The sequence below is a fragment of the Vibrio sp. Of7-15 genome, assembly GCF_022347565.1.
Lineage (GTDB): Bacteria > Pseudomonadota > Gammaproteobacteria > Enterobacterales > Vibrionaceae > NORP241.
Window position 1 is genome coordinate 1 of sequence record NZ_JAKRGH010000005.1, and the last position, 21,606, is coordinate 21,606.

The following is a 21,606-nucleotide window of genomic DNA, read 5'->3' on the forward strand; positions in this document are numbered from 1 at the left end:
CCACCTGACTCCTTGCCGAACTCAGAAGTGAAACGCAATAGCGCCGATGGTAGTGTGGGGCTTCCCCATGTGAGAGTAGGACATCGCCAGGCTTTAAATTAAAGAAACCCGCTTCTTAAGCGGGTTTTTTGCTTTCTATACCTTAAGAATTACCACTAATGCTTAATAAATAAGCACTTAGATGATTTAAATTTGAAAAAATAGACAATCACTCTAGTAATTCTGAATTATCTGTATAGAATAGCTACCAGTTCGTAGGGGTGTAGCTCCAATTGGCAGAGCAGCGGATTCCAAATCCGCGTGTTGGGAGTTCGAATCTCTCCACCCCTGCCATATTAAAGAAGGCCTTAGCAGAAATGCTAAGGCCTTTTTGCTTTCTAGTGTTTTTAAAATTCTCTTTCTACAAAAACATAAAGTGGTACTTTCAATGTTGTGCTGCTACCCCTCGTTTTTTCCCTTGTGATTTACTGTTAGCGTAAATGTTTTCATCTGTAGTCTTTTATTTTTTATTCTTGCTCATTTTCATCTGTAGGATTTATCCGTATCCTCACACTTTGTCACCAGTTAACTGAGAATATGTATGAATCAGGCGATCACACTAGGTTTTATTGCGATGGGAGGAGCTGTAGGAGCTTGTTCTCGGTATTTGATTTCAGAATGGTGTGCTGCGGTTTTCGGTCGAGGCTTTCCTTATGGAACATTAACTGTAAATATTCTTGGTTCATTATTAATGGGAATATTAGCTGCTGCCATTGAGCAAGGCGTGATTGCTTCTGCTCCTTGGCGCCAGATCATCGGCCTAGGCTTTTTAGGTGCCCTTACAACATTCTCAACCTTTTCAATGGATAATGTTTCTTTACTACAGCAAGGGGAGTTTATGAAAATGGGATTGAATGTTGTATTAAATGTCGTGGTGTGTATTTTTGCCACCTGGATTGGTTTTCAGTTGATCACCAAATCTTAACATTTACACATTTTCCCTCTTTTCTTTTAGATTCCTTTTGCATATACTCCGACACGATACTTGTCGGAGTGCCATAAGGCTGAGACCGCATTTGCGGGATCCGTTGAACCTGATTCAGGCTAATACCTGCGAAGGGAACGAGAGAAACCATAGATCTGATCTAGATCTATCTGTGCTAAGGGATCCCCTTACGCCTCTTGTAGCATTATAATCCGCCAAGCATTTTCCCCAATAAATATTAACTATAGGAAAAATGCTATGTCGAATCGCAAACAAGCGAGACTGGAAGCAAAACAGTTTATTGATTCACTATCTGTTCAACCATACCCAAACTCTACGAAAGCGTATATTGAAGGTAGCCGCCCTGATCTTCGTGTACCTATGCGTGAAATTTCACTTTCACCAAGCCTAATTGGTGGTACGAAAGAAAACCCAGTGTTTGAGCCCAATGAGCCAATTCAGGTTTATGATACGTCGGGTGTATACACAGATCCTGATTACGATATTGATATTTATGAAGGTTTACCAAAACTTCGTGAGCGCTGGATCGAAGAGCGTGGTGATACTGAATATTTGGATGGAGTCAGCTCGGCGTACACTCAAGAGCGTTTGGATGATGAAACACTCGATGAGTTACGTTATGGCAACCTACCTACGATTCGTCGTGCAAAAGAAGGGCAATGTGTTACTCAACTGCATTACGCGCGCAAAGGCATTATTACTCCAGAAATGGAATACATCGCGATTCGTGAAAACATGGGTCGCCAGCAATATGCCGATGAAACCCTGAACTTCCAACATCCTGGTCATAACTTTGGTGCTAATCTACCAAAAGAAATCACTCCTGAGTTTGTGCGAAAAGAAGTTGCAGAGGGTCGCGCGATTATTCCGTCAAACATTAACCACCCAGAATCAGAACCAATGATCATTGGCCGTAATTTTTTGGTGAAGGTGAATGCCAACATTGGTAACTCTTCAGTGAGTTCGTCCATTGAAGAAGAAGTTGAGAAACTAGTCTGGTCTACTCGCTGGGGTGGCGATACCGTGATGGATTTATCGACAGGCCGTAATATTCACGAAACTCGTGAGTGGATCATGCGTAATAGTCCTGTGCCGATTGGTACCGTACCTATGTATCAAGCGCTTGAAAAGGTGAACGGCGTTGCTGAAAACCTAACATGGGAAGTCATGCGTGATACGTTAATTGAGCAAGCTGAGCAAGGCGTGGATTACTTCACTATCCATGCTGGTTTGTTATTACGCTATGTACCAATGACGGCCAAACGTGTAACGGGTATTGTTTCTCGCGGCGGTTCTATTATTGCTAAATGGTGTTTGGCTCATCACCAAGAAAGCTTTCTCTACACTCACTTCCGTGAAATCTGTGAGATTTGTGCGAAATACGATGTTGCTCTTTCTCTTGGAGATGGTCTGCGCCCTGGCTCTATTGCCGATGCGAACGACGAAGCACAATTTGCGGAGTTACGTACATTAGGCGAACTCACCAAAGTGGCATGGGAATACGATGTGCAGGTGATCATCGAAGGCCCTGGTCACATTCCAATGCACATGATCAAAGAAAACATGGATGAGCAACTTGAGCATTGTCATGAAGCGCCATTTTATACACTTGGCCCATTAACGACGGATATTGCACCTGGCTATGATCACATTACCTCTGGGATCGGTGCTGCAATGATTGGTTGGTATGGCTGTGCAATGCTTTGTTACGTAACGCCAAAAGAGCACTTAGGGTTACCAAATAAAGAGGATGTGAAAACGGGCTTAATCACCTATAAGTTGGCAGCTCATGCCGCGGACTTAGCCAAAGGTCACCCAGGGGCACAAATTCGTGATAATGCGTTATCGAAAGCACGTTTTGAATTCCGCTGGGAAGACCAATTTAATCTCGGCCTAGACCCTGAAACTGCGCGTGCTTTTCATGATGAAACTTTACCGCAAGAGTCTGGAAAGGTAGCTCACTTCTGTTCAATGTGTGGACCTAAATTCTGCTCAATGAAAATTTCTCAAGAAGTGCGTGAATACGCCAAAGACACTGAGCAAGTGGCCGCCGATCAAGCCATCGAAATTAAAATGTTAGATGATCCACTAGAAGGCATGCATCAAAAATCGGAAGAGTTTAAAGCGTCGGGATCTGAGCTGTACCATTCGGCTGTTGGAGAGAGTTAATGAACTCATTGCACTTACCAGTTCCACATCAGTGGTTGTTAAGTCATATTGAGCCATTACTTTCTTCTGCCCGAACTTACGGGGTAGGTGAATCTGTTGAGCTGGGTGTCAGCTCAACGGATCAAATTGACATACACCTAACCGATAAGCAGTTTAAGGTATGGTTTCAAGCGACAGAAACCGCATTGCTTGGAACATTCGATATTGTGGTATTGGAAGCGAGTCCGTCACTTTCCGTTACTCAAGCTCAGCAAGACGTTATTGCCAACCCTCACTTAGTGTTACTCGGAGTGCAGGCTGGCGATGGTTTTGTTGATGTTTGGCATCATGAAGGTGAAGCTCGCGCTATTTATTTTGATAGTAACAACCATAAAGATCGTCAACGAGCCATGTTTTTGTCTGCGTTAGCAATGGATTTCTTACTTGAGGATGCCATTACTTTAGCGCGTGCTGTTGTTCCACGTGAAACAACGATATCTGTAAACTCCCTCAATGCGACTGAATGTGTTTCACGTGAAACATGGCCAGTAGATGTTGAGCAATTCCCATTGCCAGTGCTTGCAGGAAGTGAGTTAGCGAATCGCATTGGGTGGCACAGTGGTATTCATTTTCCATCTCACTTTGCTCCAACGGACGGTAAAAAGTTAAGCCTTTACCCGGTGGTGGATAGTGCAGATTGGGTCGAGCAATTGTTGGATATGGGAGTAACTACGGTTCAGCTTCGTATGAAGAACCCGGGTGATCCGACCTTAGAAGATCAAATTCAGCGTGCTATTGTTGCGGGAAAACGTCACCAAGCTCAAGTTTATATCAATGATTATTGGCAGCTGGCCATTAAGCACAGCGCTTATGGGGTACATCTTGGTCAGGAAGATTTAGAAGTCGCAGATTTGGCTTTAATTGCAGATAAAGGACTGCGGTTAGGGCTGTCTACTCATGGTTATTATGAAATTTTGCGTGCTCGAAAAATTCAGCCAAGCTACATCGCGCTAGGCCATATTTTTCCGACAACGACAAAACAAATGCCATCAAAACCTCAAGGGTTAAATCGATTGGCTTGTTATCAGAAGTTGGCGGGAGATACTCCGACGGTGGCGATAGGCGGGATTGATTTATCACGAGCGCAAGCTGTGTGGGACACAGGTGTTTCTAGTTTAGCCGTTGTGCGAGCAGTAACAGAAGCGGAGAACCCGCAATCTGTTATTCATGCGTTTCATCAGATCATGAAGCAAACACCAAGTGATAATATTCAGACTTCTGAGTTTATGGCAAAAAAAGGTGTTACTGATGTCGAGCACATTGACTGATAAAGAGTTTGTTCGTTATAGCCGTCAAATTATGCTTCCACAAGTCTCGGAGCCTGGCCAGCATCAGCTGAAGAAGGCGTCTGTGTTGATTGTTGGTGCTGGAGGTTTAGGCTCAGCAGCGGGTTTGTATTTAGCTGGTGCTGGAGTGGGAACGTTGGTGATCGCCGATGATGATGTGGTGGACAGTTCGAACCTACAGCGGCAAGTTGTCTACCGCCAGTCAGATGAAAAGGTCAACAAAGCCAAAGCGGCGGCAGAGCAGCTTAGTGCGTTGAATCCTTTAATTCGAGTCAGGCCACTTCAAGCCCGTTTAGCCGAGCAGCAACTGAAAATGGAAGTCATGATGTCGGATGTTGTGCTTGATTGTTCAGACAACATGGCTACTCGTCAGGCGGTGAATGCCGCTTGTGTCCACGCTCAAAAGCCACTTATTTCTGGTGCCGCCATTGGTTGGCAAGGTCAGCTAATGCCTTTTGATTTTCGTCAGCCAGATAGCCCCTGTTACCACTGTGTATTTCCGAATACTAGTGATTCTGAAGCACAAAATTGTTCAACATCAGGAGTGATGGGGCCAGTGGTGGGAACGGTGGGAAATTTGCAGGCATTAGAAGCCATTAAGTTATTGGCTGGGGTGAAAGAGCAAACTTTTGGGTATTTGCATCACTTTGATGGTTTAACGAATCAGTGGCAAAAATTATCAATCAAACAAGATCCTAATTGCTCTGTGTGTGGCAGTTAGGCGTGGTTTGATATACCGGGCGGTTTGCTTTTTATTCTCTGTTTTACTCAATGTGGGCAAAGTTAGATAAAAAAGAAATGCAGCGTCAGCCCGGTTCTTTAGGAGAAAAGCTCATGCAAGTATGGGTGAATGAAAAACCAGTTGTGCTCGAAAATGGAAACAGTGTGTATGCATTGCTAGAGCAACTGAACCTACCATTAGCAGCAAGTGCCATTGCACTGAATGATGCCATTATTGCTCGCAGCCAGTGGGAAATAACCGATTTGAATGACGGTGATCGTATTGCCTTATTTCAAGCTATTGCAGGGGGGTAAGGCATGTTAACTATTGCAGGAAAAACCTTTCAATCACGACTTTTTACCGGCACGGGTAAATTTGCGAGTCGAGATAAAATGACCAATTCCATCATTGCGTCTGAATCTGAGTTGGTCACCATGGCACTTAAGCGTGTCGATATTGATAACCAAGATGATGATATTCTAGCGCCATTAATTGCCGCAGGTGTGAATCTATTGCCCAATACCTCTGGGGCTAAAAATGCGCAAGAAGCTATTTTTGCCGCGCAGCTGGCACGCGAAGCGCTGGGCACTAATTGGTTGAAGCTAGAAATTCACCCTGATCCGAAGTACTTGATGCCAGATCCTATAGAAACGCTGAAGGCCGCAGAAAGTTTAGTGGATCAAGGCTTTATCGTTTTGCCTTATTGCCATGCTGATCCGGTGTTATGTAAACATTTAGAAGAAGTGGGTTGTGCTGCGGTAATGCCGTTAGGAGCGCCAATTGGTTCTAATAAAGGGTTAGCTTCACGAGACTTTTTAGAAATCATTATCGATCAGGCCAAAGTACCTGTGGTGGTTGATGCCGGGATTGGTGCACCATCTCATGCCGCTGAGGCGATGGAGTTAGGTGCTGATGCCGTATTGGTTAATACTGCCATCGCCGCGGCTGCCGATCCTATTGCAATGGGCAAAGCGTTTAAGTTGGCCGTTGAAGCGGGTCGAATGGCATACGAAGCTGGTTTAGCTGGCACCGTGAATCACGCGATTGCATCCAGCCCATTAACCTCTTTCCTAAATGAGTAGAGGTTATTATGAGTTTTGTTCAGGAGTGGCAACGGCTTGATTGGGATGACGTTAAACTGTCGATTTACAGTAAAACGGCATCCGATGTAGAGCGGGCTTTATCAAAACCTAAGCGTGATTTGGAAGATTTTAAAGCGTTAATCTCTCCGGCTGCGGATGCGTACTTAGAGCAAATGGCACAGCAATCTGCGGTTCTGACTCGTAAACGATTTGGCCATACGATCTCTTTTTATATCCCGCTTTATCTTTCTAATTTGTGTGCGAATGCTTGCACCTATTGTGGCTTTTCCATGGAAAATCGCATTAAGCGCCGGACATTAACGTTAGATGAGATCAGTGCGGAAACGGCAGCCATTAAAAAGATGCAGTTTGATAGTGTGCTGTTGGTTACTGGGGAGCATGAAACCAAAGTCGGAATGAAGTACTTTCGCCAGACTGTCCCTGAAATTAAAAAGCAGTTCAGTTATCTGGCGATGGAAGTTCAGCCTTTGGATCAGCAAGACTATGCGGAACTGAAAGGGTTGGGGCTCGATGCGGTGATGGTGTATCAAGAAACTTATCATCCATCGACTTACGCAGAGCATCACTTACGTGGTAATAAAACCGATTTTGAATACCGTTTAGAAACCCCTGACCGATTGGCGAAAGCCGGGATTGATAAGATAGGAATAGGGGCGTTGATTGGCTTGGATGAGTGGCGTACCGATTGTTTTTATGTGGCAGCGCATCTGGATTATTTAGAACGAACCTATTGGAAAACCCGTTACTCTATTTCGTTCCCGCGTTTACGCCCTTGTGAGGGTGGTTTACAACCAAAATCGGTGATGTCAGATCGGCAGTTGGTTCAGCTGATTTGTGCGTATCGCTTACTGAACCCTGAAGTGGAATTGTCGTTGTCGACTCGCGAATCCGCGCAGTTTAGAGACAATGTGTTACCGCTTGGTATCACGAGTATGTCAGCAGCTTCGAAAACTCAACCTGGTGGTTACGCGAATGGTGAGCCTGAGTTGGAGCAGTTTGCTATTAGCGATGAACGCTCTGCACAAGGAGTCGCTCAGGCTGTCAAACAACGTGGCTTTGAGGCGGTTTGGAAAGACTGGCATCCGGCGTATTCTGGGTAATTGAATACAGAGTTGAAGAATATTTAGTCCAGAGTGCTGTGTTTCACGTGAAACAGTGCATCAACATCGATTTATGTCTGATACGACTTAGTAGGATAGAAATGGAAAATAAAACGCCGCATGGGAATACATGCGGCGTTTTTTATGAGTGAAGATGACCCGCTGCCAGTAACAACTGCTTACTGGATTATGAATGCGCTAGTGCGGATGTTGCTTGGAGTAACCATTCGAGATCATCACCTTCTAATAATGGGCTCACTTCATCCCATACTTTTTGGTGGTAGTCATTCAGCCAAGCCAGCTCAGGGCGAGTCAGCATGTTGGTGTTGATTAAACGTTTGTCGATTGGTGCACGTGTTAGTGATTCAAAACCAAGGACATTGAAATCACCTTGTGTTTCGACATCAACAACAAGCTCTAGGTTTTCAATACGAATACCAAACGCGTCTGCCCGGTAATAGCCTGGCTCGTTAGATAACACCATGCCTGCCAATAGCGCTGTGTTGTTTGCTACTTTAGCAATGCGTTGTGGCCCTTCATGAACACTTAAGAAGTGGCCGACACCGTGGCCTGTGCCATGATCATAATCGTAGCCATTTGCCCATAAGTGCTGGCGAGCTAAAACATCCAGCTGATGGCCGCACGTGCCTTTCGGGAATCGAGCGGTTGCTAATGCAATATGGCCTTTTAGCACTAAGGTAAATTGCTGTTTAAGATCGTCATTGGCTTCACCAATCGCAATGGTGCGGGTGATGTCTGTAGTACCGTCTGGGTACTGACCGCCAGAATCCACTAAGTACAAATTGCCCAGTTCGAGTTTACCTGGTTCTGGTTGGTTCATGTGGTTGTAGTGACACATGGCTGCATTGCCAGCCGCTGCCGAAATAGTATCGAAACTTAGGTCGGCTAGGGTTTCATCTTGTTGGCGGAAGCTTAGGAGCTTGTCTGACAAGGTGGCTTCGTCATGCAGGTTGCCAGCGGCCACTTCGCTGTCTAGCCAGGCTAAGAATTTGCTGACTGCCGCACCATCGCGGATATGGCAGGCTTTCATGCCCGCAATTTCAATGGCATTTTTGGCTGCTTTTGGCAGAAAACATGGGTCTGCAGATTCCACAATATGAGCACCAGCAGAGTGTAATACTAAGCTTGCCCATGCGTTGCTGGTTGTTGGATCTACTAATACCGTTTGCTCGGCTAAACTGTTTAAGCCTGCTTCCAGTGCATCGGGTTTATGGACACGAACGCCTCGCCCGACGTGATCAATAAAATCAGCAGGTAGGCGGCTTGGGTCTAGGTAAAAATCGACGCTTTCATCTGAGTGGACGATGGCATGAGAAAGCAGAACAGGGAAACATGGTACGTCTAAGCCGCGGATGTTTAACAGCCAGCAAATGCTATCTGGTTGAGTAAGTAGTACGGCTTCTGCTTGTTGCTCTTTCAGTTTCGCGGCAATCAACGCACGTTTATCAGCGCTCGATTGCCCAACAAGCTCTAGCCCCATTAGGCGGGCATCGGTCAGTAATGGCTCTGGACGATCGGCCCATAAGGAATCAATTGGATTGGCTGTCAGAGAAACTAGCTCTAATTTACCCTCTGTTTCCGCTGTGGCTTTTGTTAACCACGCCGCGCTGTGCAGGCGGGGATCAACGGCAACTTTACTGCCCTGTGCTAGGGTACCTTGAACCCATTGAATGGCAGGTTCTTCAATGAGGTGGCGGTATTCAAATACGTCACCAGGGACTTCTTTACGTACTTGAACAACGTAGCGGCCATCCACAAACATCGCGGCATTATCTTGGGTGATCACGGCCATACCTGCTGATCCAGTAAAGCCTGTTGCCCACAACAAACGCTCATTATGTGCTGGGATATACTCACCAAGATATTCATCTTCATGAGGGATCAAGAGGGCATCATATTGGTTGGCGACTAGCCATTGGCGAAGTTGCTCAACACGCTGAGAAGTGACTTCATGCATCTGTGATTTCCTTGTGGTTACTCCGCCCTTAGTCTGGTGGACGGTAAATTTTCTATAAGCTATCTTGTTTACGGATACGCTGCAATTGTACTGTTTGATAAATCCTTACAGTGGCTAATTATGATATTCCTCAGCCAGCTATTTGCAGGATCATCCTGTTGGTGTTGGTGCCAAAAAAGGGTATAGGCCATCGGGGGTAATTCTGTTGGCAGAGACAAAACGGCCATATCCAGTTGCTTGGCCATTAAATGAATATAATGGCTGGGTGCCGTGAACACTAAGTCACTGTGGGTACATAAACTGGCAGCACTGTTAAAATCAGGAACCAATACCGCAATATCTCGTTCTAGTCCTACTTCTGCCAGTTTGTAATCAAGTAGCCATCTTTCGTTACCATCACAGCGAACTTGAATATGACGCTCTTTTAAATAGGTATCGAGTGTCCAAGGTTTCTTGAGAACAGGATGATTCTTTCTCACCACACACATTTGCATGTCTCGATATATTTCTTGAAAGCAGATGTCTTTGGGAGGCATCATGGTGAGCTGGGCATCATTAAAGTTAATGTCTTTGCCTGTGATCCCTAAATCGAGTTTGCCATTTTGCAGATGCTCAAAAGTGTGCCTGTCCCAAGAGTGGGTATCTAAGGTCACTTGGGGGGCTTTGGTAAACAGCTCTGTTAAAAAATGGGGCAAGATCAGCGGGTAAGTACTCTCTACTAACGCCATTTTAAAACGGCGATCGCTGGTTTCTGGAATGAAGTTTTCAGGGCGGGTAAAGGCTTCTAAGTCTTGCAATAAAGGCTGCAATTTGAGTTTTAACTTTTCGGCGCGTGGGGTCGGTTTTAAGCCATAGGCGGTACGAGTAAAAAGAGGATCGTTAAATTGCTCTCGTAATTTGGCCAAGTTTTTACTGACCGCAGACTGGCTGAGGTGCAGTCGGTTGGCTGTGTACGTGACGTTACACTCTTCTAACAAAACGTGCAGGCAGATCAGTAAATTTAAATCTATTTTAGTCAGTTTTTCAAAAAACATAGAGATATTCCTATATGGAAATTCTAACCTCAATATAAAGCATTTCTGTTCATATCACGAATCGAATACACTACAGCGATTGAAGTAGGGGTGAACCATGAACAGCGCACAAACAATACCAACACAAACCATGTCAACAGACAGACGATTGATAGCCTTGATGGTGCTACTCGTGCTGTTTAGCCCATTGGCCATTGATATTTACTTACCCGCCTTACCCATGATGGCCACCGATTTTGGGGTCGAAATGGCGTGGGCGCAAGACAGTATTACCTGGTTCATGTTTAGCATGGGTGTTGGACAGCTATTCGCAGGCCCACTGGCGGATCGCTATGGTCGTCGACCAATTGCGTTAGGCGGTATTCTTATTTATGGCTTCAGTGCTCTATTTGCTTGGAGCGCGGCACAAATCGATATGCTTTTGCTGGCGCGTTTACTGCAAGGTCTTGGTGCTTGTGCAACCTCAGTGGCGGCCTTTGCGGCGGTACGTGACAGCTTTGGCGCTGAGAAAAGCGGGAAGATGATTAGCTATCTAAATGGTGCGATTTGTTTTATCCCTGCCCTCGCTCCGATTCTTGGCAGTTGGTTAACCCATGAGTTCGGTTGGCGTTCAAACTTCAGCTTTATGGCCGGGTTTGCAGTGATTGCTTTTCTGTTTATTGCGGTGTTCTTTAAAGAAACACGCCCTGAGCACACGCAAAGTTCAGGCCGATTAATCAGCCCAAGTCGTTATTTTTCGGTATTGAAACACCCTGTCTTTTTATTCCACGCCACGCTGTGCATGTTAGCGATGGCCGTGATCCTTGCTTATGTGACCTCTGCTCCGGCATTACTGATGGGGAAACTAGGTCTAAGCATGAGTGACTTTACTATGTGGTTTGGTGTGAATGCGATTTTTAACATTGCAGCTTGTATGCTAGCGCCAAAGTACATGGATAAATTTGGCACACGTAGTGCGCTTAATTTAGGGTTATCCGTGTTGGTTCTCGCTGGAGGATTGATGCTGGCCCTGAGTGAAATTCAGCAAGCCTGGGCTTTCATGGTTCCGATCTTTCTCTCGTCAGTTGGTTTTGCGTGGGTACTGGGATCGGCGGCAGGAAAGGCGTTAGCACCGTTTGGTGATCGCGCTGGGACTGCGGCGGCATTATTAGGGTTATTTCAAATGAGTGGTGCAGGAGTCATTGTTGGCACAATGCAAAGATTAGAGCTCGCTCCTTCACTGCTTTTAACCTTACAAATGTGGCTTTTATTACCAGGCTTGCTGATTCTTTGGTCTCGTTTGGGTAAACAATGGCATGCCCCCGTTAAAGTGAACTAACATTTTGCGACGGAAATAGTTATTTAAAAGGCCAGTATTGTATTTTACTGGCTTTTTTTATTTCCGTTTTAGGAATTCAGTAGTATATTTAACATTCAAACGAACTTATGCTGAATTGAATAATTATCTGACTTGTGCAGATGATGAGCCGTTCGGTATCAACCTCATTTATACTTGTTATATTAAGGCATGTATTACCTATGTCGTTATCCACGATTGAAATGGCGCGCATCTTAGAACAGATGGAAGATTCGCCAGAAAAACTGATGTTTGGCAAATTATTGACGGAATTAGGCAATCAAAGCGAAGAACGTATTCGCAGTGCCGCAAGACAGGTTCCTATTAATTATTTACGAGACTTTGTATTTCAGTTCCAGAAAGTAATTGAAGAACGCAAAGGTGAGCGTATATCTGAATTAGCAGCCGAAATAGCAAAAGATGGTTTTAGTGCCGACGAGCTGCGTGAATATTTAACGAATACGAAATAATTAATAAGGGAGTCTCCTCCCTTACTGATGCATATATTAATCAGCGGATTATATTTCTGTGTGGGGCTTTTTATTTGTCCCATTATTTTTGGTCGTAAATGCAATCTGCTGAATAATTAACCCAATAACAATGAGTACTAGCCCTATTAGTGTTGAGCTGTGAATGGTTTCTCCAATAATAGTGGCCAGTAGCAGTAAAGAAATAAATGGGGAGGCAAAAATAAGATTACTGATACGGGCTGTATTTTGGGTCAACTTGAGTGCACTTAACCATAATACAAAAGTAATTCCCATTTCGAACAGACCCACATAGCTAACGGCTAGCCATCCTTGCCATGGAATATGGCTCCAGCCAGCGCCTTCGTAAAGGCTTATACCGAATGCAAAAGGCAGCGCCACCAAAAAGCCTAATAATAAGCCAAGAATTGGATCGGCCTTATTCTTTGCATTTAGGATCCAGTACATGGCCCACAACAATGTCGATAGCAATGCCAAGGCTACCCCCATTGGGCTGTCAAATTGCAGCGCCATGACATCCCCTTTTGTGGCAATGACCACCACACCAAAATAACCTAATGTGCAAGCTACCCAATCCTGTTTTCTGATTTTTTGACCAAGAAAAACGGCGGCCATTAAGGTCAGGGTGATCGCCCAACTGTAGTTCAGAGGTTGAGCCTGAGAGGCGGGTAATAATTCATAAGCCTTAAATAAAATAAGGTAATAAGCCAATGGATTAATGCAGCCTAACAAAAAATAATAACCAGGGTTGGCAAGAAACGTGGGTATTAGTAACTTAATTTTTTTCTGGTAAGTGGCTACCCCTGCCAAGGCTAATGCTGATACAAAACTAGCAGCAGTTAACATCTGAATTGGGGTTAAATATTCAAGCGTAATTTTAAAAGCGGTAGCAACGGTAGACCACAGTAATACTGCAGCAATACCAAAGCCGATAGCACGACGTTCATCCATGGCAGTAACTTCAACTAAGAGAAAAGGCACTCAGTCTATATAGGTAACCGTACAGCGAAAACTGGACATTGATCCAGTATCCGAATAGCCTAGCTTCATAATCCCAATGAGCATTTGAAAGTTAGGTTGTAGAGCATGATCCAGTGGTTGGCTGAATACAGTCATGTAGTGTTGGCAGCGGTGTCGGGCGGTGTTATCAGTCTTGGTTGTTGCAGTGTGTGGTTTAAAAGCCGTTACCAACAGCAAACAGCGTTGTTAGAGCAGCAATTGGCGTCGGAAAAAAAATTAGCACAAAGCCACTTGCAGCAATTGCAAATGCAGCTTGATGAGAAAAACAATGAGCTGGATGAACTGGATATTGAACGCGACAAAATGGCCATGGAACTTCGTCAAATGCATGGGCGGCTCATGGCTGCGGTAGAAAAGATGCGTCATTTTGAAGCACTGCAAAAAGAGCGCGTTTATTTAACACAGCAGCTGGAAGAATCGCGTCGTGGGACGGCGGAGTTAGAAGCTGATTTGCGTGAACAAGAAGCGCGTAGCCAAGAAGAGCGACGTTCAGCCCAAGAAAAGATTGTGTTGTTAGAAAATGCAGAGCAACGTTTAAAAGTGCAGTTTGAAAGCCTGGCAAATCAGCTTTTTGAACATAAATCGAAAACTGTCGATGAACAAAATAAGGTGAGTTTAGAAGGATTGTTATCACCGCTTAAAGAGCAGCTGGAAGGTTTTAAAAAGCAGGTGAACGACAGTTTTGGTTTTGAAGCCAAAGAGCGTCATACCTTAGTGCACGAAATTCGCAGTTTGCAGCAGTTAAACGAAAGGATGACGCAAGAAGCGGTGAACTTAACCCAGGCCCTGAAAGGAGATAATAAGCAGCAAGGCAACTGGGGGGAGGTGGTACTGGCGCGCGTGTTGCAAGAGTCGGGTTTGCGTGAAGGGCATGAATATCATACGCAAGTTAACTTAGAAAATGATGAAGGTAAGCGTTATCAACCTGATGTGGTGGTGCATTTACCGCAACAAAAAGACGTGGTGGTGGATGCCAAAATGGCCTTGGTTGCCTATGAACGTTATTTTAACGGAGAAACGTTTAACGAGCGTGAAATCGCGTTAGATGATCACCTGACTGCCATTCGTGCACATCTGCGTGGGCTAGGGAGAAAAGATTATCATCAGTTACATGGCATTCGTAGTTTAGATTACGTGTTGATGTTTATTCCGGTAGAGCCGGCTTTCCAAGTGGCTGTTGAGGCAGACCCAAGCTTGATCAGTGATGCTATGGAACAAAACATTATTATTGTGAGCCCAACCACCTTACTGGTAGCGCTTCGTACCATTAATAATTTGTGGCGAAATGAACGCCAGAATCAAAATGCCAAAGTGATTGCAGAACGAGCCAGTAAACTGTACGACAAAATGCGTTTATTCATGAATGACATGGAAGCGATGGGCGGGGCATTAGATAAAGCCAACCAAAGTTACCAAGGGGCCATGAATAAACTGGTGTCTGGGCGGGGTAATTTAATTCGCCAAGCCGAAAGCTTTAAAGAACTTGGTGTAGAGGTAAAACGAGACATTAGCCGATCTGCCATAGAGCAAGCTTTTGACAATGAGGCAGTGCAAACATTTGGTGCTAGTGAGGCCGATAAAGTAAACTAAGCACAGTACCGCTTCAGACTGGTGATGGTCAATTTTGCTTGGTTGAGCGAAATACATCATCATTTGTTTGAAGTGGTGCTCTATTCTTTAGGGGAAAATACATGACGGATTCAACAGTAAACTCATCTCAGGGCGCTTCAGTGCAAGAACAAAATACAACTCATTTTGGTTTTCAAACCGTAGCCAAAGAAGAAAAAGTAGCAAAAGTTGCGGAAGTTTTTCACTCGGTTGCCGCAAAGTACGACATCATGAACGATTTAATGTCGGGTGGTATTCACCGTGTGTGGAAGCGTTTTACGATTGATTGCAGTGGAGTTCGTCCTGGTCATCGTGTACTGGATTTAGCCGGCGGCACTGGTGATTTGACCGCGAAATTTTCTCGCATTGTGGGCGATGAAGGCCAAGTGATTTTGGCAGACATCAACAACTCCATGCTGAATGTCGGTCGCGATAAGCTGCGTGATATGGGCATTGTGGGCAATGTAAATTACGTACAGGCCAATGCGGAAGAACTGCCTTTCCCTGATGATCACTTCGACTGTATTACCATTGCTTTTGGTCTGCGTAATGTGACGGATAAAGACAAAGCATTGCGTTCTATGTTCCGTGTGTTAAAGCCGGGTGGTCGCTTATTGGTGCTTGAGTTTTCAAAACCAGTTCTTGAGCCGTTATCAAAAGTGTACGACGCGTACTCTTTCCATTTATTGCCAAAAATGGGTCAGTTGATTGCGAATGACGCAGAAAGTTACCGTTATTTAGCCGAGTCTATTCGGATGCACCCAGATCAAGAGACACTGAAGGGCATGATGGAAAACGCTGGCTTTGAGCAAACGAAATACTACAACTTAACGGGTGGTATTGTGGCTCTTCACCGCGGTTATAAATTCTGAGGACAATATGCCTTTAGACCCATTTGTTACAGGTGTTGTTGAAACAGCGATTAATAAGCTGTTGCAAGACGATCCGGAAAACACGCGCCGATTGACTCGTTTAAAAGGCAAAGTGATTAAGATCCACCTGAAAGAGTTAAAAAAAGATCTGATCTTTATATTTAGCCATCAGATTGATGTGCTTTCTCAATACGAAGGTGAACCCGATTGTTACCTTGCATTGAATTTATCTGTGCTGCCTGAACTGCGAGAGCAAGCTAATCTAACGCAGCTGATTAAATCGGATCAATTGGTGTTGGAAGGAGATATCCAACTTGCGCAGCAATTTTCTTCGTTACTCAGTGGCTTAAAACCTGATATTGAAGAGCAGCTATCCAAATACACTGGTGATGTGGTGGCTCATACTGTGGTGAGTGGTGTAAAAGGTGGCCTGTCTTGGTTGCAAGGACGCGCTCAAAAACACCAGACGCATTTGGCTGAAGTGATCACTGAAGAGTGGAAATTGGCCCCTGCGCCATTAGAAATTGCCCATTTTTGTGATCAAGTTGATGACTTAAACAGTGGAGTCTCTCGTTTAGAAGCCCGCTTAAACCGCCTGTTGGAGCGCACATGACCCCGGCAGAAATGAAACGTCTGTATCACATCACCAAAGTGCAACTTGAATATGGTTTAGACGAGTTGCTACCGGAACAAGCCTTTACTCAAGTGCCTAAAACTCTGCGCAAAGGACTCTTTTGGGTTAAAAACCGCTACCCAGAAAAACCACTTGGTGAACGTTTACGTTTGGCATTGCAAGAGCTTGGTCCTGTGTGGATCAAGTTTGGTCAAATGATGTCTACCCGTCGCGATTTGTTCCCGCCGTTAATTGCCGATCAATTGGCTTTGTTGCAAGACCAAGTGGAATCATTTGATGGTCAATTAGCCAAAAATCAAATGGAAGCGGCTTTGGGTGGTCCACTAGAGAACTGGTTTACAGATTTTGACATTGTGCCATTGGCCTCAGCTTCTATTGCGCAAGTTCATACCGCAAAGTTGAAAGAAAATGGCCGTGAAGTCGTTCTTAAAGTTATTCGCCCCGATATTTTACCGGTGATAAAAGCGGACATTAAACTGATGTACCGCATGGCTCGTATTGTGGCCAAGTTGTTGCCAGAAGCGAGGCGCTTAAAGCCCGTTGAAGTGGTGCGTGAATACGAAAAAACATTGCTTGATGAGCTGAACCTAATGCGAGAAGCGGCTAACGCCATTCAGCTGCGTCGCAACTTCGAAAACAGTGAAGAACTGTACGTGCCGGAGGTGATCAGCGATCTCAGCTCGGAAACCTTGATGGTATCGGAGCGTATCTACGGGATTCAAGTTTCAGATATCGAAGGGCTGAAAGCAAACGGCACTAACATGAAGTTGCTGGCTGAACGTGGTGTGACAGTCTTTTTCACCCAAGTGTTTCGCGACAGTTTCTTCCATGCTGACATGCACCCTGGCAATGTGTTTGTGTGCCCGAAAAATCCAGATAATCCACAGTGGATAGGGCTGGATTGTGGCATCGTGGGTACGTTGAACAAAGACGATAAACGCTATTTGGCAGAGAATCTGCTGGCGTTTTTCCACCGGGATTATCGCCGTGTGGCAGAGCTGCATGTGGATTCAGGGTGGGTACCGCACGACACTAATATTGAAGACTTTGAGTTTGCGATTCGTACCGTGTGTGAGCCGATTTTTGCTAAGCCATTGTGCGATATTTCGTTTGGCCATGTTTTGCTTAACCTGTTTAATACTGCCCGACGCTTCAATATGGAAGTGCAGCCTCAGTTAGTGCTGCTGCAAAAGACGTTACTTTATGTCGAAGGGTTAGGTCGTCAGTTATACCCACAACTGGACTTATGGGATACCGCTAAGCCATTTTTGGAAGACTGGATGGCGCAGCAAGTGGGTCCGCAAGCCGTGATTAATGCGGTAAAAGATCGTGCGCCATTTTGGGCTGAAAAACTTCCCGAGCTGCCAGAATTAGTTTATGACAGTTTGCGCCAGGGCAAGGTATTAAACCAAAGAATGGATACACTTTACGAAGGATATAGAGCGAGTAAGCGCCAACAAGCAACAGGCAAGCTCTTGTTTGGTATTGGGGCGACCTTAGTGGTATGTTCTGCCATACTTCTTAATAGTTATACTGAACAACTTTCTGCAGCCTGCGCTGTTGCAGGAGTCACGTTTTGGCTATTTAGCTGGCGTGCTTACCGTCAATAAACGGTAAGGTTAGCGGGCTAAGATTAGCTCCTTTTTTAACCCGAAATAAGCTGAGGTAAAACAAGCATGGGTGGTATTAGTATTTGGCAACTTTTAATTATTGCTTTAATTATTGTGCTGTTATTTGGAACAAAAAAGCTACGTGGCATCGGCGGTGATTTAGGCTCAGCAGTAAAAGGCTTTAAAAAAGCAGTTACTGACGACAACACAGCGGCGAAAAAATCGGACGCTAAAGATGCAGATTTTGAACCAAAAAACCTAGAGCAACAAAAAGGTGAAAACGTTCAAGAAAGCCAAAAAAACAAAGAGCAGGTTTAATTCGTGTTTGATATCGGTTTCTGGGAGCTGGTACTGATATCTGTCGTCGGGTTAGTGGTCTTAGGGCCAGAACGTTTACCTGTAGCTATTCGCTCCGTGTCGCGCTTTATTGGTGCGGCACGTGGCATGGCGAACAACGTAAAAGATGAGTTATCTCAAGAGCTCAAGATCCAAGAGCTGCAAGAGAACCTCAAAAAAGCCGAACAGATGGGTATGCAAGACTTATCTCCTGATTTGCAAAAGTCGGTTGAAGAGCTGAAACAAGCAGCAAAAGAGGTTCAGCATCCATACGCTAAACCTGAATCGGCTGCCGATAGTGGCTCGACATCCGCCGCCTCTAAGCAGGAAAAAGCAGAATAATTATGTCATCAGTTGAACAAACTCAGCCGCTGTTCAGTCATTTGATTGAACTGCGCAATAGGCTGCTGCGTGCAATGTTAGCCGTGATGGTCGTTTTCCTTGGCCTAGTGTGGTTTGCCAACGACATTTACGAGTTCTTGTCGTCACCACTGGTTGAGCGGTTGCCTGAAGGGGCGACTATGATCGCAACAGATGTTGCCTCACCTTTTTTTACCCCTATTAAATTGACACTGGTCACGTCTGTTTTTGTCGCAGTACCTGTCATTCTTTATCAAATTTGGGCATTTGTTGCGCCGGGTTTGTACAAGCATGAACGTCGCTTAGTGATGCCATTATTGGCTTCAAGCTCTTTACTGTTTTACTGCGGTGTGGCGTTTGCCTATTTTGTCGTATTTCCATTAGTGTTCAGCTTTTTTACCTCAATTGCTCCAGATGGTGTACAAGTTGCTACCGATATTGCCAGTTACCTCGATTTTGTTTTAGCGCTGTTTATGGCATTTGGCATCGCGTTTGAAATACCCGTGGCGATCATCTTGTTGTGTTGGACAGGAGCGACGGATCCACAAAGCTTACGTGCAAAACGCCCATACATTATTGTGGCAGCGTTTGTGGTGGGGATGTTATTAACACCACCTGATCTGATCTCACAAACGCTATTGGCCATCCCAATGTGTTTGTTGTTTGAGGTCGGTTTGTTCTTTACGCGCTTTTATGTGCGAAAAGATCGTGAAGAAGATGAGCTGGAATAACACTTAGCATGATAAAAAAGAGCTGACATGATGTCGGCTCTTTTTGTATGTACAGTGCGTAGGCAACGAGGGCTTTTACAGTTTAAACAAGGTTTCGGCATTGCTGGTGGTGAGGGCATCCACTTCTTCGATGGTCATGTCACGTAACTCCGCCACACGTTTTGCCACCAATTGAGTGTATGCAGGCTCGTTACGTTTGCCTCTATGAGGTACTGGAGCCAAATAAGGGCAGTCTGTTTCCAGTACTACTTTACTTAAATCCAGGTGTGGGATCACTTTGTCCATCCCACCATTTTTAAAGGTGCTTACGCCGCCGAGGCCAAGGTGAAAACCCAAGTCGTTAATGGCTTTAGCTTCTTCTACTGAGCCGCCAAAGCAATGGAATAGGCCCGTTAGATCGCCGTTTTGTTCTTTTTCTAAAATCGCCAGTACTTCTTGAATGGAATCTCGCGTATGGATGACAACGGGCAGTGCCATTTCTTTTGCCCAATTTAACTGGGTGACTAATGCCTTTTCTTGTTCGGCTTGATAGGTTTTATCCCAGTAGAGATCAATGCCAATCTCACCGACGGCGATGAAGTTGTGCGTTGAAAATTGCTCGTAAATTTTTGCTAAGGTTTTATCCACATCTTGATTTACATAACATGGGTGCAGCCCCATCATAGAGCGACAAACGTCAGGGTAGGCCGCTTCGGTTTGTAGCATAGGCTCGATAGACTCAAGATCGATATTGGGCAGTAAAATACGGTCGATACCTTGTGCTAACGCACGTTTTACAACTTCATCTCGGTCTTGATCAAATTCTTTGGCATATATATGAGCGTGCGTGTCTATCATGATGTCTGCTTATCAGTCTATTGATGGGAAGTAAGGTTACGATTTTATCGATTAAGTATACCATCAGTTACTGGCAAGATGACTAGGCTCTAGAAGCGGTAAGGTGAGACTAATCGGGCATTTTGGCGTATTCATTCTGTCGGCAAACACTGACGGTGGTATGATTTCACTTAGATAACAAAAACTAACTAGACAAGGAGGGTACTGTGTCTGTATCCATTCAAGGCGTTTTTCCTGCTCGCCGCATGCGTCGTATGCGTAAACATGATTTCAGTCGTCGTTTGATGGCGGAGAACCAATTAACCGCGAGCGATTTGATCTACCCAATGTTTGTTCTAATGGGAAAAAATCGCCGTGAAGAAGTTGAGTCTATGCCGGGTGTTGAACGCCTTTCTATCGACTTAATGTTATTAGAAGCGGATTACCTATCGAAGTTAGGTGTACCAGCCATTGCGTTGTTCCCTGTGGTATCACAAGACGCAAAAAGCCTATGTGCTGCTGAAGCGCATAACCCTGAAGGTTTAGTGCAGCGTGCTGTTCGTGAATTAAAAGAACATGTGCCGGCAATGGGGGTGATCACTGACATCGCCTTAGACCCATTCACGACGCATGGTCAAGATGGTATCATCGATGAAGATGGGTATGTCCTAAATGATGAGACAACGGAAGTGCTGATCCAACAAGCTTTGTCTCATGCTGAAGCGGGTGCTGATGTTGTGGCACCATCGGATATGATGGACGGTCGTATCGCTCGTATTCGTGAAGCGTTAGAAGAAGCGGGTCACATTAATACCCAAATCATGGCTTATTCTGCGAAGTACGCCTCCCATTACTATGGCCCATTCCGTGATGCCGTCGGCTCAGCATCCAACTTAAAAGGTGGTGATAAGAAAAACTACCAGATGGATCCGGCGAACAGTGATGAAGCTATCCATGAAGTGGCGATGGACATCAGTGAAGGCGCTGACATGGTGATGGTGAAGCCGGGTATGCCATACCTAGATATTGTTCGTCGAGTGAAGACTGAACTGAAAGTACCGACGTTTGCTTACCAAGTGTCTGGTGAATACGCGATGCATAAAGCGGCGATTCAAAACGGTTGGTTAAAAGAGCGTGAAACGGTTCTTGAGTCTCTGTTGTGTTTTAAGCGTGCTGGTGCGGATGGTATTTTGACGTATTTTGCAAAAGACGTTGCAGAATGGTTAGCAGAAGAAAATGCTCAAGCACAAGCCAGTATTACTGAAGGTGCAGAGCAAGAGTAATTACAGCTTTTGAACACTCTATTTTGAGATAAGAAAAAGGCGATAGAGCACATGCTGTATCGCCTTTTTTACTACTGGTTAATAAAAACCGTAGAGA

General features: G+C 44.9%; 21 protein-coding genes, 1 tRNA gene and 1 riboswitch. Of the genes, 18 read left to right on the forward strand and 4 right to left on the reverse strand.

Annotated elements, in window-relative coordinates:
- The first annotated feature begins 256 nt into the window (after positions 1-256).
- The 8 genes from MHO82_RS07470 to thiH all read left to right on the forward strand — a co-directional run bounded on the left by MHO82_RS07470 (position 257) and on the right by thiH (position 7,403).
- Positions 257-333: transfer RNA gene (locus MHO82_RS07470), tRNA-Trp, on the forward strand.
- 247 nt (positions 334-580) lie between these two features.
- Positions 581-964: a fluoride efflux transporter CrcB gene (gene crcB, locus MHO82_RS07475; RefSeq protein WP_239183251.1), complete on the forward strand. Its 384-nt coding sequence runs from the start codon at positions 581-583 to the stop codon at positions 962-964.
- A gap of 54 nt (positions 965-1,018) precedes the next feature.
- A riboswitch (TPP riboswitch) is annotated at positions 1,019-1,118 on the forward strand.
- A 104-nt stretch (positions 1,119-1,222) separates the two neighbouring features.
- The gene (gene thiC, locus MHO82_RS07480; protein WP_239183252.1) at positions 1,223-3,154 is read left to right on the forward strand and encodes a phosphomethylpyrimidine synthase ThiC; all 1,932 of its coding nucleotides are present in this window, start codon (positions 1,223-1,225) and stop codon (positions 3,152-3,154) included.
- On the forward strand, positions 3,154-4,461 hold the full coding sequence (gene thiE, locus MHO82_RS07485) for a thiamine phosphate synthase (protein ID WP_239183253.1): 1,308 nt from the start codon (positions 3,154-3,156) through the stop codon (positions 4,459-4,461). Before thiC ends, thiE begins: the two co-directional genes overlap by 1 nt.
- Positions 4,442-5,200: a HesA/MoeB/ThiF family protein gene (locus MHO82_RS07490; protein ID WP_239183254.1), complete on the forward strand. Its 759-nt coding sequence runs from the start codon at positions 4,442-4,444 to the stop codon at positions 5,198-5,200. The genes thiE and MHO82_RS07490 overlap by 20 nt, the downstream gene beginning before the upstream one ends.
- A 50-nt stretch (positions 5,201-5,250) precedes the next feature.
- A complete protein-coding gene (gene thiS, locus MHO82_RS07495) occupies positions 5,251-5,514 on the forward strand; it encodes a sulfur carrier protein ThiS (RefSeq protein WP_239183255.1) in 264 nt (87 codons plus the stop codon).
- A gap of 3 nt (positions 5,515-5,517) precedes the next feature.
- Positions 5,518-6,282 (forward strand): thiazole synthase, encoded by a 765-nt coding sequence (locus MHO82_RS07500; protein ID WP_239183256.1) that lies wholly within the window; start codon positions 5,518-5,520, stop codon positions 6,280-6,282.
- Between the two features lie 8 nt (positions 6,283-6,290).
- The gene (thiH, locus tag MHO82_RS07505; RefSeq protein ID WP_239183257.1) at positions 6,291-7,403 is read left to right on the forward strand and encodes a 2-iminoacetate synthase ThiH; all 1,113 of its coding nucleotides are present in this window, start codon (positions 6,291-6,293) and stop codon (positions 7,401-7,403) included.
- A gap of 187 nt (positions 7,404-7,590) precedes the next feature.
- Here thiH and MHO82_RS07510 read toward each other — a convergent pair whose 3' ends face one another.
- Entirely contained in the window at positions 7,591-9,381 is a 1,791-nt protein-coding gene (locus MHO82_RS07510) for an aminopeptidase P family protein (RefSeq protein ID WP_239183258.1), read from the reverse strand.
- A 68-nt stretch (positions 9,382-9,449) separates the two neighbouring features.
- Positions 9,450-10,415 (reverse strand): LysR family transcriptional regulator, encoded by a 966-nt coding sequence (locus MHO82_RS07515; RefSeq protein ID WP_239183259.1) that lies wholly within the window; start codon positions 10,413-10,415, stop codon positions 9,450-9,452.
- Between the two features lie 97 nt (positions 10,416-10,512).
- Between MHO82_RS07515 and MHO82_RS07520 the strand changes: the two genes are divergently transcribed.
- A complete protein-coding gene (locus tag MHO82_RS07520; RefSeq protein ID WP_239183260.1) occupies positions 10,513-11,733 on the forward strand; it encodes a multidrug effflux MFS transporter in 1,221 nt (406 codons plus the stop codon).
- 200 nt (positions 11,734-11,933) lie between these two features.
- Positions 11,934-12,221 (forward strand): hypothetical protein, encoded by a 288-nt coding sequence (locus tag MHO82_RS07525; RefSeq protein WP_239183261.1) that lies wholly within the window; start codon positions 11,934-11,936, stop codon positions 12,219-12,221.
- A gap of 48 nt (positions 12,222-12,269) precedes the next feature.
- Here the strand turns inward: MHO82_RS07525 and MHO82_RS07530 are convergent, their stop codons facing one another.
- A complete protein-coding gene (locus tag MHO82_RS07530) occupies positions 12,270-13,190 on the reverse strand; it encodes a DMT family transporter (RefSeq protein WP_239183501.1) in 921 nt (306 codons plus the stop codon).
- Positions 13,191-13,328: 138 nt separating this feature from the next.
- On the opposite strand from MHO82_RS07530, the gene rmuC reads away from it, so the two are divergent.
- The 7 genes from rmuC to tatC all read left to right on the forward strand — a co-directional run bounded on the left by rmuC (position 13,329) and on the right by tatC (position 19,410).
- Positions 13,329-14,849, forward strand: coding sequence for a DNA recombination protein RmuC (gene rmuC / locus MHO82_RS07535; RefSeq protein WP_239183502.1), 1,521 nt, complete (start codon positions 13,329-13,331; stop codon positions 14,847-14,849).
- A gap of 101 nt (positions 14,850-14,950) precedes the next feature.
- Positions 14,951-15,739, forward strand: a complete 789-nt coding sequence (gene ubiE / locus MHO82_RS07540) for a bifunctional demethylmenaquinone methyltransferase/2-methoxy-6-polyprenyl-1,4-benzoquinol methylase UbiE (RefSeq protein WP_239183262.1) — start codon at positions 14,951-14,953, stop codon at positions 15,737-15,739.
- A gap of 7 nt (positions 15,740-15,746) precedes the next feature.
- Positions 15,747-16,352: an SCP2 domain-containing protein gene (locus tag MHO82_RS07545; RefSeq protein ID WP_239183263.1), complete on the forward strand. Its 606-nt coding sequence runs from the start codon at positions 15,747-15,749 to the stop codon at positions 16,350-16,352.
- A complete protein-coding gene (ubiB, locus tag MHO82_RS07550) occupies positions 16,349-17,983 on the forward strand; it encodes a ubiquinone biosynthesis regulatory protein kinase UbiB (protein ID WP_239183264.1) in 1,635 nt (544 codons plus the stop codon). The genes MHO82_RS07545 and ubiB overlap by 4 nt, the downstream gene beginning before the upstream one ends.
- A gap of 66 nt (positions 17,984-18,049) precedes the next feature.
- Positions 18,050-18,301: a Sec-independent protein translocase subunit TatA gene (gene tatA, locus MHO82_RS07555; RefSeq protein WP_239183265.1), complete on the forward strand. Its 252-nt coding sequence runs from the start codon at positions 18,050-18,052 to the stop codon at positions 18,299-18,301.
- Positions 18,302-18,304: 3 nt separating this feature from the next.
- Positions 18,305-18,661 (forward strand): Sec-independent protein translocase protein TatB, encoded by a 357-nt coding sequence (gene tatB / locus MHO82_RS07560; protein WP_239183266.1) that lies wholly within the window; start codon positions 18,305-18,307, stop codon positions 18,659-18,661.
- 2 nt (positions 18,662-18,663) lie between these two features.
- Entirely contained in the window at positions 18,664-19,410 is a 747-nt protein-coding gene (gene tatC / locus MHO82_RS07565; RefSeq protein ID WP_239183267.1) for a Sec-independent protein translocase subunit TatC, read from the forward strand.
- Between the two features lie 75 nt (positions 19,411-19,485).
- On the opposite strand, the gene MHO82_RS07570 is transcribed toward tatC, so the two are convergent.
- Positions 19,486-20,247, reverse strand: coding sequence for a TatD family hydrolase (locus MHO82_RS07570; RefSeq protein ID WP_239183268.1), 762 nt, complete (start codon positions 20,245-20,247; stop codon positions 19,486-19,488).
- A gap of 206 nt (positions 20,248-20,453) precedes the next feature.
- On the opposite strand from MHO82_RS07570, the gene hemB reads away from it, so the two are divergent.
- Positions 20,454-21,509, forward strand: a complete 1,056-nt coding sequence (gene hemB, locus MHO82_RS07575; protein ID WP_239183269.1) for a porphobilinogen synthase — start codon at positions 20,454-20,456, stop codon at positions 21,507-21,509.
- Positions 21,510-21,606: the final 97 nt, after the last annotated feature.

Excerpts from the sequence above, each read along its gene's own strand:
- thiE (WP_239183253.1), top strand. The coding sequence starts at position 3,154 with ATGAACTCATTGCACTTACCAGTTCCACATCAGTGGTTGTTAAGTCAT.
- ubiB (WP_239183264.1), top strand. The coding sequence starts at position 16,349 with ATGACCCCGGCAGAAATGAAACGTCTGTATCACATCACCAAAGTGCAA.
- crcB (WP_239183251.1), top strand. The coding sequence starts at position 581 with ATGAATCAGGCGATCACACTAGGTTTTATTGCGATGGGAGGAGCTGTA.
- ubiE (WP_239183262.1), top strand. The coding sequence starts at position 14,951 with ATGACGGATTCAACAGTAAACTCATCTCAGGGCGCTTCAGTGCAAGAA.
- thiS (WP_239183255.1), top strand. The coding sequence starts at position 5,251 with ATGTGGGCAAAGTTAGATAAAAAAGAAATGCAGCGTCAGCCCGGTTCT.
- MHO82_RS07530 (WP_239183501.1), bottom strand. The coding sequence starts at position 13,190 with ATGGATGAACGTCGTGCTATCGGCTTTGGTATTGCTGCAGTATTACTG.
- MHO82_RS07570 (WP_239183268.1), bottom strand. The coding sequence starts at position 20,247 with ATGATAGACACGCACGCTCATATATATGCCAAAGAATTTGATCAAGAC.
- MHO82_RS07520 (WP_239183260.1), top strand. The coding sequence starts at position 10,513 with ATGAACAGCGCACAAACAATACCAACACAAACCATGTCAACAGACAGA.
- MHO82_RS07490 (WP_239183254.1), top strand. The coding sequence starts at position 4,442 with ATGTCGAGCACATTGACTGATAAAGAGTTTGTTCGTTATAGCCGTCAA.
- thiC (WP_239183252.1), top strand. The coding sequence starts at position 1,223 with ATGTCGAATCGCAAACAAGCGAGACTGGAAGCAAAACAGTTTATTGAT.
- MHO82_RS07510 (WP_239183258.1), bottom strand. The coding sequence starts at position 9,381 with ATGCATGAAGTCACTTCTCAGCGTGTTGAGCAACTTCGCCAATGGCTA.
- MHO82_RS07525 (WP_239183261.1), top strand. The coding sequence starts at position 11,934 with ATGTCGTTATCCACGATTGAAATGGCGCGCATCTTAGAACAGATGGAA.
- thiH (WP_239183257.1), top strand. The coding sequence starts at position 6,291 with ATGAGTTTTGTTCAGGAGTGGCAACGGCTTGATTGGGATGACGTTAAA.
- MHO82_RS07515 (WP_239183259.1), bottom strand. The coding sequence starts at position 10,415 with ATGTTTTTTGAAAAACTGACTAAAATAGATTTAAATTTACTGATCTGC.
- MHO82_RS07500 (WP_239183256.1), top strand. The coding sequence starts at position 5,518 with ATGTTAACTATTGCAGGAAAAACCTTTCAATCACGACTTTTTACCGGC.
- tatC (WP_239183267.1), top strand. The coding sequence starts at position 18,664 with ATGTCATCAGTTGAACAAACTCAGCCGCTGTTCAGTCATTTGATTGAA.
- MHO82_RS07545 (WP_239183263.1), top strand. The coding sequence starts at position 15,747 with ATGCCTTTAGACCCATTTGTTACAGGTGTTGTTGAAACAGCGATTAAT.
- tatA (WP_239183265.1), top strand. The coding sequence starts at position 18,050 with ATGGGTGGTATTAGTATTTGGCAACTTTTAATTATTGCTTTAATTATT.